Source organism: Peribacillus sp. NPDC097284, assembly GCF_044761765.1.
In the GTDB taxonomy this organism is placed as follows: Bacteria; Bacillota; Bacilli; order Bacillales; family DSM-1321; genus Peribacillus.
In genome coordinates this window covers 722,351-737,260 of sequence record NZ_JBIWCZ010000001.1, presented here as the reverse complement: position 1 = coordinate 737,260, position 14,910 = coordinate 722,351, and the positions used below count along the sequence as shown (strand labels likewise).

General features: G+C 41.8%; 16 protein-coding genes. 10 read left to right on the top strand and 6 right to left on the bottom strand.

Translation table 11 applies throughout. From position 1 onward, the window contains the following. Window positions 1-35: 35 nt before the first annotated feature. The 4 genes from ACIQXU_RS03705 (at window position 36) to ACIQXU_RS03690 (ending at window position 2,493) form a co-directional block, all read left to right on the top strand. A complete protein-coding gene (locus ACIQXU_RS03705; RefSeq protein WP_402987372.1) occupies window positions 36-1,268 on the top strand; it encodes a cytochrome P450 in 1,233 nt (410 codons plus the stop codon). Between the two features lie 123 nt (window positions 1,269-1,391). Further along, a complete protein-coding gene (locus ACIQXU_RS03700) occupies window positions 1,392-1,559 on the top strand; it encodes a sporulation protein Cse60 (protein WP_402986772.1) in 168 nt (55 codons plus the stop codon). A 27-nt stretch (window positions 1,560-1,586) separates the two neighbouring features. Next, window positions 1,587-1,880, top strand: coding sequence for a transporter suffix domain-containing protein (locus ACIQXU_RS03695; protein ID WP_402986770.1), 294 nt, complete (start codon window positions 1,587-1,589; stop codon window positions 1,878-1,880). Then, window positions 1,792-2,493: an NUDIX hydrolase gene (locus ACIQXU_RS03690; RefSeq protein WP_402986768.1), complete on the top strand. Its 702-nt coding sequence runs from the start codon at window positions 1,792-1,794 to the stop codon at window positions 2,491-2,493. Before ACIQXU_RS03695 ends, ACIQXU_RS03690 begins: the two co-directional genes overlap by 89 nt. Before the next feature lie 158 nt (window positions 2,494-2,651). Here the strand turns inward: ACIQXU_RS03690 and ACIQXU_RS03685 are convergent, their stop codons facing one another. Continuing rightward, window positions 2,652-3,164, bottom strand: a complete 513-nt coding sequence (locus tag ACIQXU_RS03685) for a methylated-DNA--[protein]-cysteine S-methyltransferase (protein WP_402986767.1) — start codon at window positions 3,162-3,164, stop codon at window positions 2,652-2,654. Between the two features lie 152 nt (window positions 3,165-3,316). On the opposite strand from ACIQXU_RS03685, the gene psiE reads away from it, so the two are divergent. The 3 genes from psiE to ACIQXU_RS03670 all read left to right on the top strand — a co-directional run bounded on the left by psiE (window position 3,317) and on the right by ACIQXU_RS03670 (window position 8,466). Beyond that, complete coding sequence (gene psiE, locus ACIQXU_RS03680) at window positions 3,317-3,742, top strand: phosphate-starvation-inducible protein PsiE (RefSeq protein WP_402957911.1); 426 nt, start codon at window positions 3,317-3,319, stop codon at window positions 3,740-3,742. A gap of 296 nt (window positions 3,743-4,038) precedes the next feature. Further along, a complete protein-coding gene (locus ACIQXU_RS03675) occupies window positions 4,039-4,887 on the top strand; it encodes a VOC family protein (protein ID WP_402957909.1) in 849 nt (282 codons plus the stop codon). Between the two features lie 381 nt (window positions 4,888-5,268). Then, window positions 5,269-8,466, top strand: coding sequence for a DEAD/DEAH box helicase (locus ACIQXU_RS03670; protein WP_402957907.1), 3,198 nt, complete (start codon window positions 5,269-5,271; stop codon window positions 8,464-8,466). Window positions 8,467-8,735: 269 nt separating this feature from the next. Here ACIQXU_RS03670 and ACIQXU_RS03665 read toward each other — a convergent pair whose 3' ends face one another. Further along, on the bottom strand, window positions 8,736-10,148 hold the full coding sequence (locus ACIQXU_RS03665; RefSeq protein ID WP_402986765.1) for an Ig-like domain-containing protein: 1,413 nt from the start codon (window positions 10,146-10,148) through the stop codon (window positions 8,736-8,738). A 238-nt stretch (window positions 10,149-10,386) separates the two neighbouring features. On the opposite strand from ACIQXU_RS03665, the gene ACIQXU_RS03660 reads away from it, so the two are divergent. Continuing rightward, window positions 10,387-10,629 carry a hypothetical protein gene (locus ACIQXU_RS03660; protein ID WP_402957903.1) on the top strand — a complete coding sequence of 81 codons (243 nt, stop codon included), beginning with the start codon at window positions 10,387-10,389 and terminating at the stop codon, window positions 10,627-10,629. A gap of 234 nt (window positions 10,630-10,863) precedes the next feature. On the opposite strand, the gene ACIQXU_RS03655 is transcribed toward ACIQXU_RS03660, so the two are convergent. From ACIQXU_RS03655 to ACIQXU_RS03645, 3 genes are all read right to left on the bottom strand, one after another. Continuing rightward, window positions 10,864-11,049, bottom strand: a complete 186-nt coding sequence (locus ACIQXU_RS03655; protein ID WP_402873837.1) for a DUF8096 family protein — start codon at window positions 11,047-11,049, stop codon at window positions 10,864-10,866. Between the two features lie 69 nt (window positions 11,050-11,118). Beyond that, the gene (locus ACIQXU_RS03650; RefSeq protein WP_402986764.1) at window positions 11,119-11,460 is read right to left on the bottom strand and encodes a DUF3147 family protein; all 342 of its coding nucleotides are present in this window, start codon (window positions 11,458-11,460) and stop codon (window positions 11,119-11,121) included. Next, complete coding sequence (locus ACIQXU_RS03645) at window positions 11,460-11,858, bottom strand: MarR family winged helix-turn-helix transcriptional regulator (RefSeq protein WP_402986763.1); 399 nt, start codon at window positions 11,856-11,858, stop codon at window positions 11,460-11,462. Before ACIQXU_RS03645 ends, ACIQXU_RS03650 begins: the two co-directional genes overlap by 1 nt. 178 nt (window positions 11,859-12,036) lie before the next feature. On the opposite strand from ACIQXU_RS03645, the gene ACIQXU_RS03640 reads away from it, so the two are divergent. Next, complete coding sequence (locus tag ACIQXU_RS03640) at window positions 12,037-13,017, top strand: tyrosinase family protein (RefSeq protein ID WP_402986761.1); 981 nt, start codon at window positions 12,037-12,039, stop codon at window positions 13,015-13,017. 58 nt (window positions 13,018-13,075) lie between these two features. On the opposite strand, the gene ACIQXU_RS03635 is transcribed toward ACIQXU_RS03640, so the two are convergent. Next, window positions 13,076-14,047, bottom strand: coding sequence for a DMT family transporter (locus ACIQXU_RS03635; RefSeq protein WP_402986759.1), 972 nt, complete (start codon window positions 14,045-14,047; stop codon window positions 13,076-13,078). Between the two features lie 477 nt (window positions 14,048-14,524). On the opposite strand from ACIQXU_RS03635, the gene ACIQXU_RS03630 reads away from it, so the two are divergent. Beyond that, on the top strand, window positions 14,525-14,809 hold the full coding sequence (locus tag ACIQXU_RS03630) for a transition state genes transcriptional regulator AbrB (RefSeq protein WP_402873851.1): 285 nt from the start codon (window positions 14,525-14,527) through the stop codon (window positions 14,807-14,809). Window positions 14,810-14,910 lie beyond the last annotated feature (101 nt).

Below are 14,910 nucleotides of genomic sequence, written 5' to 3'. Positions count from 1 at the left end.
ATTCTAGTAGGAATTTTGAAAAGATAGGGGTCAATATCATGACTGAAGTTATTGCCGTAAAAGAAATCCCGCAGTTTAAGACACGTACAGAGGAATTCAGCCCGTACGATTGGTGCAAAAAGATGCTAGAAAATGATTCTGTGATCTATCACGAGGGAACGGATACGTGGAATGCTTTTAAATATGACCATGTTAAACTTGTACTCAGCGATTACAAGCACTTTTCGAGCGTACGTAAACGGACCACGATTTCAGTTGGTGCAGATAGTAAAGAAGGGGCCATCCCTGACAAGATTAACTTGATTGGGGTGGATCCACCCTCACACAGAAAACATCGTTCGCTTTTAGCGGCTGCCTTCACGCCCAGGAGTCTACAAAACTGGGAGCCTCGCATTCAAGAGATCGTGAATGAACTGATCGAGGACATAGGGGACTTCGAAATGGATATTGTCCATTCATTGACAAGCCCCCTTCCTATCATAATTATGTCTGACTTGCTGGGGGTGCCTTCTAAAGATCGATTGCTCTTCAAAAAATGGGTCGATATCTTATTCCTTCCTTTTGAAAAGGAAAAAGAGGAAGAAGTTAATAAAAAGAAGCAAATAGCCGCAAAGGAATACTATGAATATATCTATCCTATCGTTTTGGAAAAGCGCTTGAATCCAGCAGATGATATCATTTCCGATTTATTGAAGGCGGAAGTGGATGGAGAAACGTTCACAGATGATGAAGTGGTACGGACGACGATGCTGATATTGGGAGCAGGAGTGGAAACGACCAGCCACTTGCTGGCCAACTCGTTTTATTCGCTTTTGTATGATGACCCTACCGTTTATGAAGAACTGCACCAAAACCCGGAATTGGTACCACAAGCGGTCGAAGAAATGCTGCGGTACCGTTTCAATTTAGTCAAATTGGATCGCACGGTCAAAGAAGATAATAATCTATTGGGCGTGGAACTTAAGAAAGGTGACGTCGTAATCGTTTGGATGAGTGCGGCGAACTTGGATGAAGCCATGTTTGAAGATCCTTTCAAGGTAAACATCCACCGACCTAATAATAAGAAACATTTAACGTTTGGGAATGGCGTACATTTCTGTTTAGGGGCACCACTCGCCCGACTTGAAGCCAAAATTGCCCTCACCACATTCGTGAAGAAATACGCCCGCATCGAACCAGTCGAATCTTTCAATTTAGAAGACAGGCTGACCGATGCCGCGACGGGACAAGCCTTGATGTCGTTACCGATGAAGGGGTATAAAGCCTAAGATAAACCGGGACTGTCGAATAGACAGTCCTTTTTCGTATTCCGGCTTTTTCCATGTTTTATGGAACGGAATGACGTTTCAATCGTATACGTAATAAAATCACTTCTTTAGGAGGCGGATAGGATGAAAATCAAGACGTTTTATGGCTGGACGGAAAAAGGAATGGATAAAAAAGTGAATGAATTCTTAGCGGCGATCCCATCCATTGATGTTGTGGATATTAAGTTTGGTAGTCCGTTGTTTTTTTTTAGTGCGATGGTCATATACAAGGAAGAGTTTCCATCACCTTAATAAATGGAAGATAGGGGGTCCACTTTTATGGAGAAAGAAGTTGTCATCCTAAAAAAAGAAAGAAAAAAGAAGTATTATAAAATAGGGATGGTCCTTCTGATGCTATCTCTGCTCACTTGGCTCATTCCGGTTGTGGCACCATTTACGCCTTTTTCGACAAACACAAAGGCGATGATCATTGGTGGAGCGATCATCATCGCCGAAATCATGTTCTGGGTAGGAGCCATTTTGGTTGGAAAAGAAGTGGCAGCGAGATATAAAAGTTACCTCCATCCAAAGAATTGGAGAAAGAAACGGGAAGGTGAGAATCATCGAAACTGAAATGTTGAAAATATTCAATGAAGACCGAACCCATATCGGTGAAGCAACGAGGGAAGAAGTGCATAGGCTCGGACATTGGCATGAGGTGTTCCATTGCTGGTTCGTCAGTCGGGAAGATGAAGTGGATTATCTCTATCTCCAACATCGCTGTTCTATGAAAAAGGATTATCCGGATTTGTTGGACATCACGGCTGCGGGTCATTTACTGGCTCACGAAACGGTGGAAGATGGTGTAAGAGAAATTAAAGAAGAGTTAGGCATCGCGTTATCTTTTGATGAGTTGGTGTCAGTAGGGGTGATGGAAGACTGTGCGACGATGGAGAATTTCATCGATAAAGAACTGGTCCATCTATTTATATATAAGAGCACGAATCCGCTGAGTGATTTCACCTTGCAAAAGGAAGAAGTGTCGGGAATCGTGAAGGTTAAACTGGAGGATTTCGAAAAGCTATGGTTCGGTCCTATAGAAGAGATACATATTCAAGGATTCGAAATGAATGATCTGGGTCAGCGCGTTACCGTCGATCAATATGTAGGCAGGGATCGATTCGTTCCGCACGAAACTTCCTATTACGAAGGCTTGATCCAGTCGATTAAACGTGAATTAAAATAAGAAAAAAGTCAGGGATTTGATGGTTTTTGTCGAAAAATCGATATATGGAGGTTTTTCGACGAAACAAATCCCCTTTGGGAAGATATCTTTCCATTTTAAGAAGATAAACTCGCTCCTTTGATAGAAAAAAACGAGCTTATATAAGTCCTCCGGGGTAGTCAGTCCCCGTTTTGCGTCTCTAATTGCAGTAAGAATTCCTTCATTTCCAATCCGCCCCGGTATCCGGTGATTGCCCCATTTTTTCCGATGACCCGATGACATGGAACGGTGATCAGCACGGGGTTGGCCCCGATGGCCGTTCCGACCGCACGAACAGCGGTGGGTCTTTGAATCATCGTCGCAATTTCGGAGTAAGAAGTGGTTTTCCCGTATGGAATCTGGTTCAATGCTTCCCAAATGGCTACTTGAAAAGCGGTTCCCCTCACATCCACAGGTAATGAAAAAGCCCGTCGTGTTCCCTCGAAATACTCATATAGTTCAGTAAGATAAGGATGTAACGCTTCTTCACTCTCCAAAAGAATCGACTGAGGAAACCGTTTTTGTATCCACTTTTCCAAATCTTCATAAGACTGACCAGGTGAACCGACATAACAGAGGCCTTTCTTCGTTTTCGCTATGTATAGATGCCATTTGTCGTATTCTAAAACCGCCCAATTAATGGTTTCTTTCATATTCCTCCTCCTTTTTTTTAGAGATTTCTTCTCTTTTTAGTATACAAGAAAGTGTACTGTAACCAACAGTTCAAAGAAAATTTACATACACTTAAAAAACAAATGGTAGTATAGAGACACGAAGAAACTTTGATATTCAGGGGGAAGACACATTGGGTCACAGTAAACAAAACAAATGGAAGGACATTAAAATAGCCGAAGTTCTTCAACTAGCCTTGAATACGGCCTTGATCTTATTGGCTTTATCTTTATGCGTGTTACTTGCTAAGGAAATCTTCTATTTCATAAAGATGGCGCTTTATGATCCGGAGATACGGATAGAATTCGAACTATTAGAACGCATTTTGATGTTCTTTTTGTATTTCGAATTCATCGCGATGATCGTGAAATATTTCAAAGAGGATTATCATTTTCCTATACGATATTTTCTCTATATTGGCATAACGGCCATGATCCGGCTCATCATTGTCTACCATGAAAATCCGGTACATACCCTTCTTTATACGTTATCGATTTTAGTGTTGATTATCGGCTACTATATCATGAGCTCCGCGACGGCACGGAAGGGAAAACTTTAACGACAAATCTTATAGAAGAAAGCACTGTGGGTCATACCAGGGTGCTTTTTTCTATAATTCCCAATCAATCTAGAAACCTGCTTGACAATTATAAGTTACTAAAATATAATTACTTACATAAAGTAAGTGAATAAAAAGACTGTTCATGTGGCTGCTCCTTTAGAATGGGTTGCGGGGCAAGAGGTGATACTAGGCTTGAGGTCCGGTAACCAGATACAAAATCAATCTAGCATACGAGCGCAGCCCTTTCACATGGGGTCAATATATATGGAAAGATAAAGAAGGGGTGTAAGGGTATGAGTAAATTTCATAGAAAACCAGTAACGTTTGTTGGGGAAGTGAGTATCAATGTCCTGAATTTGGCGGATGCCATTGCATTTTATGAAGAAATAATCGGTTTTCGAGTATTGGAAAAGACGAATCGTAAAGCCGTGTTAACGACGGACGGAAAAACGCCTCTATTAACACTGGAGCAGCCGGAAGATGTTATTCCAAAGGAAGGACGGACATCAGGGTTGTATCATTTTGCCCTTTTGCTGCCGACACGTGCGGACTTATCGGTCTTTTTACGGCATTTGCTTACCACCCAATATCGTTTCGGAGCGGCGGACCATGCTGTGAGCGAAGCACTATACATTACGGATCCGGATGGAAATGGGATTGAAGTGTATTATGACCGTCCATCGTCCGAATGGGAATGGGCGAATGGGGAAGTTAAAATGGTGACAGACCCGTTAGACGGTAATAGTATTCTGGCAGAAAGTGATGCCGCATGGAGTGGTTTGCCCGCCGGAACATTGATGGGGCATATTCATCTGCATGTAGCCAATCTAAAAGACACGGAGAAATTTTATACATCGGGACTTGGATTCAAGGTCGTGACCCGTTACGAAGGGGCACTCTTTACATCAACCGGGGATTATCACCATCATATCGGGTTAAATGTATGGAATGGTGTGGGTGTACCTACTCCTAAGAAAAACAGTGTAGGGCTGAACTGGTTTACTCTTGTTTATGCAGACGGAGAGGCGCGAAATAAAGTGATCGGACAGCTGAAACAAATAGGAGTAGAGGCCATACAAAATGATGAAGGGTATGTCATTACTGATCCATCGGGAAATGAAATCCATTTAGTGATCAATTAGGCCCTCTAGAAGGATACGCTCCATTCTTTAGAAAAGGAATTCTACCAATGAAAAGAAAAAAATCACCTTACCTTGAAATCTCAAGATAAGGTGATTTTTCTTTTCATTTGGACTTATTTATCTCCTTTTTGGATAACCATTTGCTTTGAGCGGATTTCTTCCTGAGAATACAAACCTAGTAAGTCCGATTAAGGAGTTTTTGAGAAATTGAATTTATTTGCATCATCGGGATAGACAATGGGATAATTCTTCATACGACTCGGTTTTGGCAGTGACAGGTAAGATCGTTCGCTCAAAAAAAGAGAACTATGGTACGATTGAAGAATATGGATACATTCACCACGCACAAAAGTGTAGAGGACCTCAGGAAGGAGCAAGGCATTGAATACCAAATTGAACGTGAACCTCATAAAAGATATGTGCGGTACGGTCTCCTTCAAAAGAGGGGACGCTTTTTATCGTGCTAATAAAGTATTATTCGACTCATATGGCCCTAGTGGCTGCGAAGCGACGGTTTCAGGAGTGGAGGATTTTCACGTCACCATTGATGTGGATAAGACCGGGGGCTTCCATACGAAGTGCAGCTGCCCTACACTCGCCTCTTTCTCCAAGGATTGTCAGCACGTCGCGGCCGTTTTACTTGCGGTATACCATCATCAACGCCAAGGGACCGTCCCGACTATTCAGTCCGAGTCGAGCCAGGAGCTGACGGATGGATTGCTGAGCCTTTTCAATCATCAGCCGGTACGTTCAAGCGGACATCAACGTCACTTTGAAAACAGGGAAGTGCTTGATACGGAATTTATATGTAAACCTGTGTTGGTATCTAAAGGGCAGTATATGTTCGGGATTGAAATGAAGATTGGATCGATCGATGTGCCAAATATCAGGGATTTCCTGATGAGGATAAAAGAAAGGAGGCGTTCCACCGTCTCCCTATCCTTTCAATATGACCCAAGCCTACACTGTTTTCAAAAAGAAAATGATGCCGTCATTCAGCAGCTGATCACGGTCATTTCTGATGAAAAGGTCTATCTGGATGCTTCCGGTCAAACGGGCTACACACAAATTCATTCCTTATTGCTTCTTCCGCCCTCTTCTTGGAAAAGGCTATTTCCGCTCCTCATCCAAGCTCCCATGGTGAAACTTCGGCATGACGGGACAATCGAGGACGGACTCCAAATATCGGAAGACTTGCTGCCGCTCCAGTTTGATTTTACCAAAACTGAAAGCAAGGGCTACCAACTGAATATCAAGGGGTTGGATTCGGTAATCGTGATGAATGCCTATGATTTCGTTTTGGCTGATGGCAAGCTGTTTTCTTTGAAAAAAGAAGACTGCCAACGCCTTATCGAATTGAAATCGATGCTGGAGACTTCCGGGGCGAATCGAATTCCGATTGCCTGGGATCAATTGGATGTATTCCTTGAAAAAGTGGTTCCGGGCTTGAAAAAAATAGGGATTGTCCATATTTCGGATTCGATTACCGAGCAGTTTGTGAAAACTCCCTTGATTGCCAAATTATACTTGGATCGTGTAAATAACAAATTGCTTGCCGGGCTCGAGTTCCACTATGGCAATATTGTGATGAATCCCTTGGAAAGCCGGGAAAACAAAGCGGTCTCCATGCTCATGAGGGATGTGGAGAAGGAAAAGGTGATTCTAACGTTGATGGAAGAAAGTCAGTTTGCCAAGAATGAGGGCGGCTACTTCTTACATAATGAAGAACTGGAATACGAGTTTTTGTACCATAGTGTGCCAAAACTGCAAAAGCTCGTCCAACTTTATGCGACGACTGCCGTAAGAAGCCGGATTGCCAGGGGGAATCCACCTCCGCAAGTGCGGATAAAAATCAAAAAAGAACGGACCAACTGGCTCGAATTCAAGTTTGAAATGGACGGGATCCCTGACAAGCAAATACGGGAGATCCTAGAAGCACTCGAAGAAAAACGGAAGTATTACCGTCTTCGGAATGGTTCGTTACTTTCATTGGAAACAAGGGAATTCGAAGAAATTAACCGGTTCTTGAATGCCCTTCCGGTTCAACATGAAGATCTGGAAAGCGGCTTGAATGTACCAATCGTGAGGGGACTTCAGCTTCTTGACTCCGCAGCTGATGGCACATTCACGATGGAGGAGTCGTTCCGTCAGTTCTTGGAGAATATCCGCAACCCAAGCAATCTGGAGTTCGAGCTGCCGGAGCGTTTGCAACCGATCCTGCGGGATTATCAAAGAAACGGCTATAAGTGGATGAAGAGTCTTGCAGGATACGGGTTTGGAGGGATTCTGGCAGATGATATGGGACTGGGTAAAACGTTGCAAAGCATCGCATTCATCCTTTCCGAATTATCCGCCATTCGACAAAGGAAGCTTCCAGTCCTCATCGTTTGCCCTTCTTCTTTGACGTATAACTGGCTGAGTGAATTCATGAAATTCGCTCCGGAGATACAAGCCGTTGTCATGGATGGCAATCAAAAGGAGCGATCCAAGATCCAGAAGGAACTGGGCGAGGTGGATGCGGTCATCACGTCTTATCCGTTATTGCGCAAGGATATTCTCTGGTATGAAAAGCAGGAGTTCCACACGGTGTTTTTCGATGAAGCCCAGGCTTTCAAGAACCCTGTGACACAAACGGCACGTTCCGTGAAGAAAATCAAGGCGGATCACCGTTTCGCTCTCACCGGTACACCAGTGGAAAACTCGTTGGAGGAACTATGGTCGATTTTTCACGTCGTCTTTCCAGAGCTCTTCATGGGCTTGAAGGAATATAGTCATCTCTCCCGAAAACAGATTGCTCGCAGAATCCGGCCGTTTTTGCTTCGCCGCTTGAAAGAAGATGTGCTGGAGGAGCTTCCGGAAAAAATCGAGACGTTGGAATCGGTGGAATTGCTTCCAGACCAAAAGAGGCTGTATGCGGCCTACTTGGCGAAACTGCGTGAGGATACGTTGAAACATTTGGACAAAAACACGCTTCGAAAAAACCGGATTAGGATACTGGCCGGTTTGACCCGATTGCGGCAAATTTGCTGTCACCCTGCTCTATTTGTGGATGGCTATAAAGGGAGTTCGTCAAAATTCGAACAGCTGATGAAGATTATGGAGGAATCGAGACTTTCCGGTAGAAGGGTCCTGATTTTCTCTCAATTCACGAAAATGCTTCAAATCATCGGCAAGGATTTAGCCATACAAGGGCAATCCTTTTTCTACTTGGATGGACAGACCCCATCAAAAGAACGGGTTGAAATTTGCAATCGGTTCAACGCGGGTGACCGTGACGTCTTCCTCATTTCCTTGAAAGCAGGCGGCACGGGACTCAATCTGACGGGTGCCGATACCGTGATTTTATATGATCTGTGGTGGAACCCAGCCGTCGAGGAACAAGCGGCGGACCGAGCACACCGCATGGGCCAGAAGAATGTAGTCCAGGTCATCAAGCTTGTGGCCCGCGGCACGATTGAAGAAAAAATGAATGAACTGCAGGAGAAAAAAAGGCATCTGATCGAGGAAATCATCGACCCTGAAAATTCATCGTCATCTGCCCTAACTGAGGAAGACATCAGGGAAATATTGAAGATATAGATAAAAGAGGTAGTAGCTTTTGCCCTCATAAAAAAACGGCCGTCAGAAGTAAAGAACTTCTACGACCGTTTTTTATTTGAAGTGTTTCTATTTTTAAAACTAAAACCTTGGAAAATTAGATAAATCGAACTTGAAATGCATCCAATTGTTAGACACAACTACTTTTGGGTACAGTTATTTTAAACTAAAACTAAAGTTAAAGTTTTGCTTCAAATGTATTAGTACGACCAACTAGTTGCCTGCCGAAACATTGTGCCTAACCCTTAATATTAGGGTTTCTTCACTTTTATAGTTTTTATCTTCCCTTTATTTCCGGCTACATCCTTGGCATAAATTTTTAGGGTGGTATCTTTCTTTTGTTTTGGGATTTTCACAGAATATGTGCCAGAACTTGATGCGGTTGCTTGACCAAGTTTTGTCTGGCCTCTATATACATAAACAGTAGCACCTTTTTCCGCTTTACCTGTCACTTTTGTAGATTTCGTTGTTACTTTATTGACTGTTGGAGTGGCGGGTGGCGTAGTATCTCTTTGTATAACTTTTAAAGTATAAGGAATTTTATTGGATTCACCATCGTATCTTCGAAGTTTAATATAATAAATCCCTTTTTTTAGATTGAGGTTTTTTATCGTTTTAAGCTTTCCATTTCCGTAATTGGTATATAAACTTTCGTAAACGGAATTATCTTGATTAAATATTTGTACATCATAACTTGTATCCTTTGAGGCTGTTAATTGTACAGCGATATTCATATTTTTGGTCAAGTTCAAGCTATAATAATCTGAATCACTTCTTGAACTGATTACACCATTCATAGCTTTGCTAACTTTCAGAGTATCTGCTAGAGACATTGAATCATTGTCTTCCGTTTCAAATAAAGAGTTCGCCTTAAAGTTCACTTTAAAGCGGTAAGGAATATTATCTCTATCCCCATCAGTTGTTCTGATTTTTATGTAATAGGTACCTTGAGGCAATCCTGTATGTATAACAGGAATCATAGAATCCTTACCGTAGTATGTATACCAACTTTCCATTTCACTTCCTGCACTATTGTACAAAGAAATTTCGTAGCTCGTTTTCAAGGTTCTATTCATTTCGACTTTCACTTCACCACTTGATGGTACCTCAATCACATAGTAATCACTATCGTAATCTGCCCATCCGTTATACTGCTTATTTAGATTAATTAGGTTAGCGGTTGAACGATCATTATTAAATTCCTTTTCGTAAACACTACTTTGCGTATAATCGACCTGCAGTTTATATGGAACGCTTTCACCGTTACCGTCATAATGTTCAACTTTTACATAGTAAGTCCCCGCATCTAAACCTTGTGAAAAGAGCTCTTTTACTCCCTTATTTACATTATACGTAGTAGTATAATCCTCTAACGTTTCTTGTTGCGCATTTATAAGCCTTACTTCGTACCTTGTATTCAGATTATGATTAATTTTCAATACAACTTTTCCTGGTTCAGTTAAAGTGAAACTAAAATAATCATCGTCATACCTGTCGCTCAGTATGCCGTCAACATCTGCTTTACTACCCTTAAAACTAATTGGCGTAGCTGTAGAAAGTGAGTCATTCGACTCATATTCCGTTGCAGCCTCTGCAATAGGTACATGTAAGAAAATTGTAGCAATAAATAAAAATGCCGTGAATAAAAACGAGTTTTTAACCATAATAAATATCTCCTCTTTCTCTATTTATCAACCTAAAGTCACATAAATTTTAACATAAAAAGGAACGGTTAGTATATATGGCTTATTTTATTTAATTTTTTTATTTTTCTATAGAAGAACTTTTAAATGTTAACGATGGGTGAAGAATCTCTTGCGGCTAATGGGGATTTTCGATTGGACGAGTTCTTTTTTTCTCTACAAGAAGGGAGAAAAAGAGAAAACCATTTTGGAGGATCCCATGATAAAAAAGCTCCTGTTCCTTTTAACAGCTTTATCCCTTTTGCCTGCCCCTGCTGTTGCTAGCGGCCAGTCCGGACAATTTTATCCGCCATCCCATTCAGATTTCTATAACAAGAAATTTTCATGGCAGCTTTTCTTATCACACGGTGTGAAAAGAGTGGAGTTTACGCAATACGATGTAAAGATGAAGAAGCGATCTGTCATCTACCATAATTCGGTGAAGGAGAATTCTTTTCTATGAGTGGACTTCTATTGTCAAGGGACGGTGAGTGTGGAGTTATTTGATAAGCATGGCACAAGGTAGTCGAGTCGTTCATTAGACGCACGGCTGAGAAGTACTTGGATAATTCTTCTTGTTCCTATCCATATGCCGTCGCATTTTCCGATTATGATGATAAGAAGGGAAATATATAAGCGATACGTTCAAGAGGAAAAAGAAAAAGTGAACAAACAAAAACCCTATCGTTAAATAGGGTCAAATCGATTTCTTCATGCCGCATTCTCTGCATGTACGAATATATACATAATCCTTAACGGAACTTTTGAACTGAGCATTGCCGCAATTATCACAACGACCACTGACTATGTCAGGAAACTCTGCATAATCATAAATGATTGTGGTGTCATATACCTTTTTTTCTTTTGGAGTTTCTTCAGACAAAGTAAATCACCTTCATTATGTTATTTAACACATTTATCATACCAAAAAATGAGGCCAGTAGGAAATCAATCAGGAAATAAACCTAGCCATTATATATTTTTGCCCTGTTAAAAATATCCCCCAGGCCACGAGTCCGAGGGGGATGGCCAGCCCTACATGAATGGATTGCTTTAATGCCATATAAATCACAACTAGCATGGCCACTGTAGCGGGAAAACCTGCCAGAACGCCCAGTGTGAATGTATGGATATTCTGAGTGGGCTCTCCCTGAACCGTTAGCCAAATTATACTGAGGATACTGATTAATGGCAGAGCAGCCACAATCCCGCCATATAAAGGGAATCGTCGGGCCATTTCCGTTACAAGTCCAATGATGACCGCGGAACTGGCTATTTTAATGAACAAATACATTAAGTAGATACCTCACTTAATAACCGGAATGCTTCTCTTATTTGATCCCTTTCAGAAACGGATAACTTGCTAAGCGCCTGTTGTAGTTTTTCTTCATCCAATTCCGTGTTCTTTTTTAAAATGGTTGCACCGCCATCCGTTAAATGTAAATACACCTTACGCTGGTCATCTTCCGGCCGCTCCTTAAGCACCCATCCGTTTTGTACCAATTTTTTGACATGCTCAGAAGCGGTATTGTGGGAAATCGATAATTGTTCGGCAATATCCCGGATCATAACATCTTTCTTTTTTTGAATCGTTTGCAAGACTCGTACGCTTTGATGGGAAATGGCTTCTTGTTGTTGCGGATGTAAATGAAAATAGATATCCGTGAAGTAGTCATTGATTTTCTGTATCATGATTACCTCTCCTTTTTAAATCGCCTAAAACGAATATATCGTATTATACGATATAACGTCAACAGGAAAATGCCCATTTTTACCAACTATCCGCATTCGCCCTGAACCTTTCTAGCATCCATTACTTAGAATATCAAAGGAACTAGGATAGATGACCATCTAGAAAAGGGGTATACCCATGACACTTGAGTATAAAGTGAGGAAAAATGTTCTACACCTTACGGATAAGGAAAAAAAGAAATACATCACTGCCGTTTTAGCCTTAAAGGAAAAAGGGATCTATGATCGATATGTCGCCTGGCATTTGGCAGGAGGGGCCTTTCAAACTCCGCCGGGAGGAAATCCAACCACTGAAAGCCCTGCACACAATCATGCTAATCCAAGCGCAAGGAGTGTCGCGGAGAATTTACATGGAACTCATAGAGACCATAGAAGTGCCGCACATATGGGGCCAGCATTCTTGCCATGGCATCGCGATTTCCTTTGGCGCTTTGAACGTGATCTCCAAAAGATTGACCCAAGTGTGACCATTCCATATTGGGATTGGGCGGCGGATTCGGAACTGGAAGATCCGTCTTCATCCCCAGTTTGGGACGATGATTTTATGGGGGGTAACGGAAACAGGAGAAATGACTTTCTTGTCACAGAGGGACCTTTTGCAGCGGGACAGTGGGAAGTCATCGACGAACAGGGGAATCCTGCAGGGGGATTAAGGCGAAACTTTGCTGCAAATGAACCGGTAGCGACCTTACCAACGAAAGCGGATGTGAAGGAAGTGCTGAAGGTCACTCCATATGACTCGCCTCCTTGGAATACGACGAGCACCCCGAGTTTTCGCAATCAACTTGAAGGGTTCATAGATGGACCTCAACTTCATAATCGTGTCCATGGCTGGGTTGGGGGCCATATGGGCTCTGTCCCTACCTCACCGAATGATCCTGTTTTCTTTTTGCATCATGCAAATGTAGACCGGATATGGGTAATGTGGAAAATCCTTAACCGGCAGGAAAGATATTTGCCAAGAAAAGGGGGACCATTCGGCCACAATTTACATGATCCCATGTTTCCATGGGACACGACGCCTAAAGATATGATCAACCATCGGAAGCTTGGGTATATTTATGATATGGAGAGAAAGGCTGTCAAAGGAGAGCATTGATACGAAAAGCGGTAACAAAAAAAACGCGGTGAATACAATCACTGCGTTTTTATAGTGATCAAGCGCTCTCGGAAGAAGGATCCGCTCTCTTTTCTCTCGTGTGTGAAACGTAGCTATGCAGGATCATTCCAAGAATCACGATGAAGATTCCTAACCAGGAAAGGGCGGAAGGAATTGGGAGCGATAAAAATACCAGTTCACCAGCTAAGGCGAATAGGACCTCCATTGATTGTGTCGCTTCAACGGAAGCTAGTTTCTGCATGTTCCCCCGCACCATATCGGTGGCCTTGAAAAACAGGACCGTTGCAATCACACCTGAAAAGAGGGCAACCAAAAGTGATTGGAAACTCTGCATCATCGTTGGCGCCCCAACGGTGAAAAAACCATACAACGAAAGTAAAAACCAAAACGGGAGGCTTGCCAATGTCATGCCCAACACCCGTTGGTAGGCATCCAAACGTCCTCGAGAAACGTCCATCATTTTACGATTTCCAAGTGGGTAAGCAAAGGAAGCAAGAAGGACCGGAACGACACCCAACAAGAGATTGCTGAATGTAATATGCTTGGTGTGCTCCACCTGCATCAATATAATTCCAAACAGGATGATCAAGGACATGCTAAGCCCTTTCAAGGAGATTTTGCCTTTTTGCCTTAGAAGCCCATCCTTTGTTTCAACCATTTCAAAAAATAGCGGGGCGAGTAAAGCACCGGATATGATCGTGACTTGCCAGGTCCCGGCGATTAACCAGCCAGGTGAGTATGCCGAAGCATAGCATAATGGTGCATAAAATAACCCGAACCCAACAAAACTCCAAAGTAGCCAAGTTCCGGGTTGTTCTTTCATCACAAGGAGAAGAGGGCGAAGGTTTTTCCTGCTCAAAACGATACATAGCAGAAAAGGAACCATAAAGATATATCTTAAGGAAGCGCTCCAAATCCAACTGCCACCAGACAATTCCATCGACTGATTGAGAACGAAGGTAAACGCAAAGAAGAGAGCGGAACAAACCCCTATTAAAATCGGTCGCAATCGACTCACCTCTATCTGTTTTTTTGCCACCAACCACATCAAATCGGACGCATGATTCAATGGGTACCATAAAGATGTATACCCAGTTCGGAATAATTATCAGAATATTGAAACCTGATTCTTTGTTAAATTGTCTACCAGTTACCAAATAAAATCAACAACGTTTTCACTAAAATCATGAATCTACCTATTTTCGACAAAATACGACAATGTGTAATTGTTGGTATTTTTGAAGATAATTTGAATAAAAATATATTAATATATAAGAAAAGATAAAAAATACCCTCTTGAAACCTATAAAAATGCCATTATATCAGTGTTTATTCCGTATTTTTCGAATCTTCTAATAGAAGGTAGATAATATATTAAGATACGGTAATTGACGAAATTGGGAAGGGGTGGTATCTTTAATAAGAGAAAAGAATGTCGAATTTTGACGAATATAATAATGCATAATAAATAGTGAGGTAATGACAAATGAAATCTACAGGTATTGTACGTAAAGTTGACGAATTAGGCCGGGTGGTAATTCCAATCGAATTACGCCGTACATTAGGAATTAAAGAGAAGGACGCTTTGGAAATCTATGTAGAACAAGAGCGTATCATTCTTCAAAAATATAAACCGAACATGACTTGTCAAGTAACGGGTGAAACATCTGATGACAATATGAAACTTGCTGGTGGTAAGTTAATCCTTAGCCAAGAAGGCGCTGAACTTCTAATTAAAGAAATTCAAGCTAGCCTTGAAACAGCAAAATAATAGTTTTCAAGTAAAAAAAGTGCAACGGGAAGAAATTACCCGTTGCGCTTTTTTATTCTTCTATTAATCTCCTATCATTCTTACACGAACATAAAAAATGA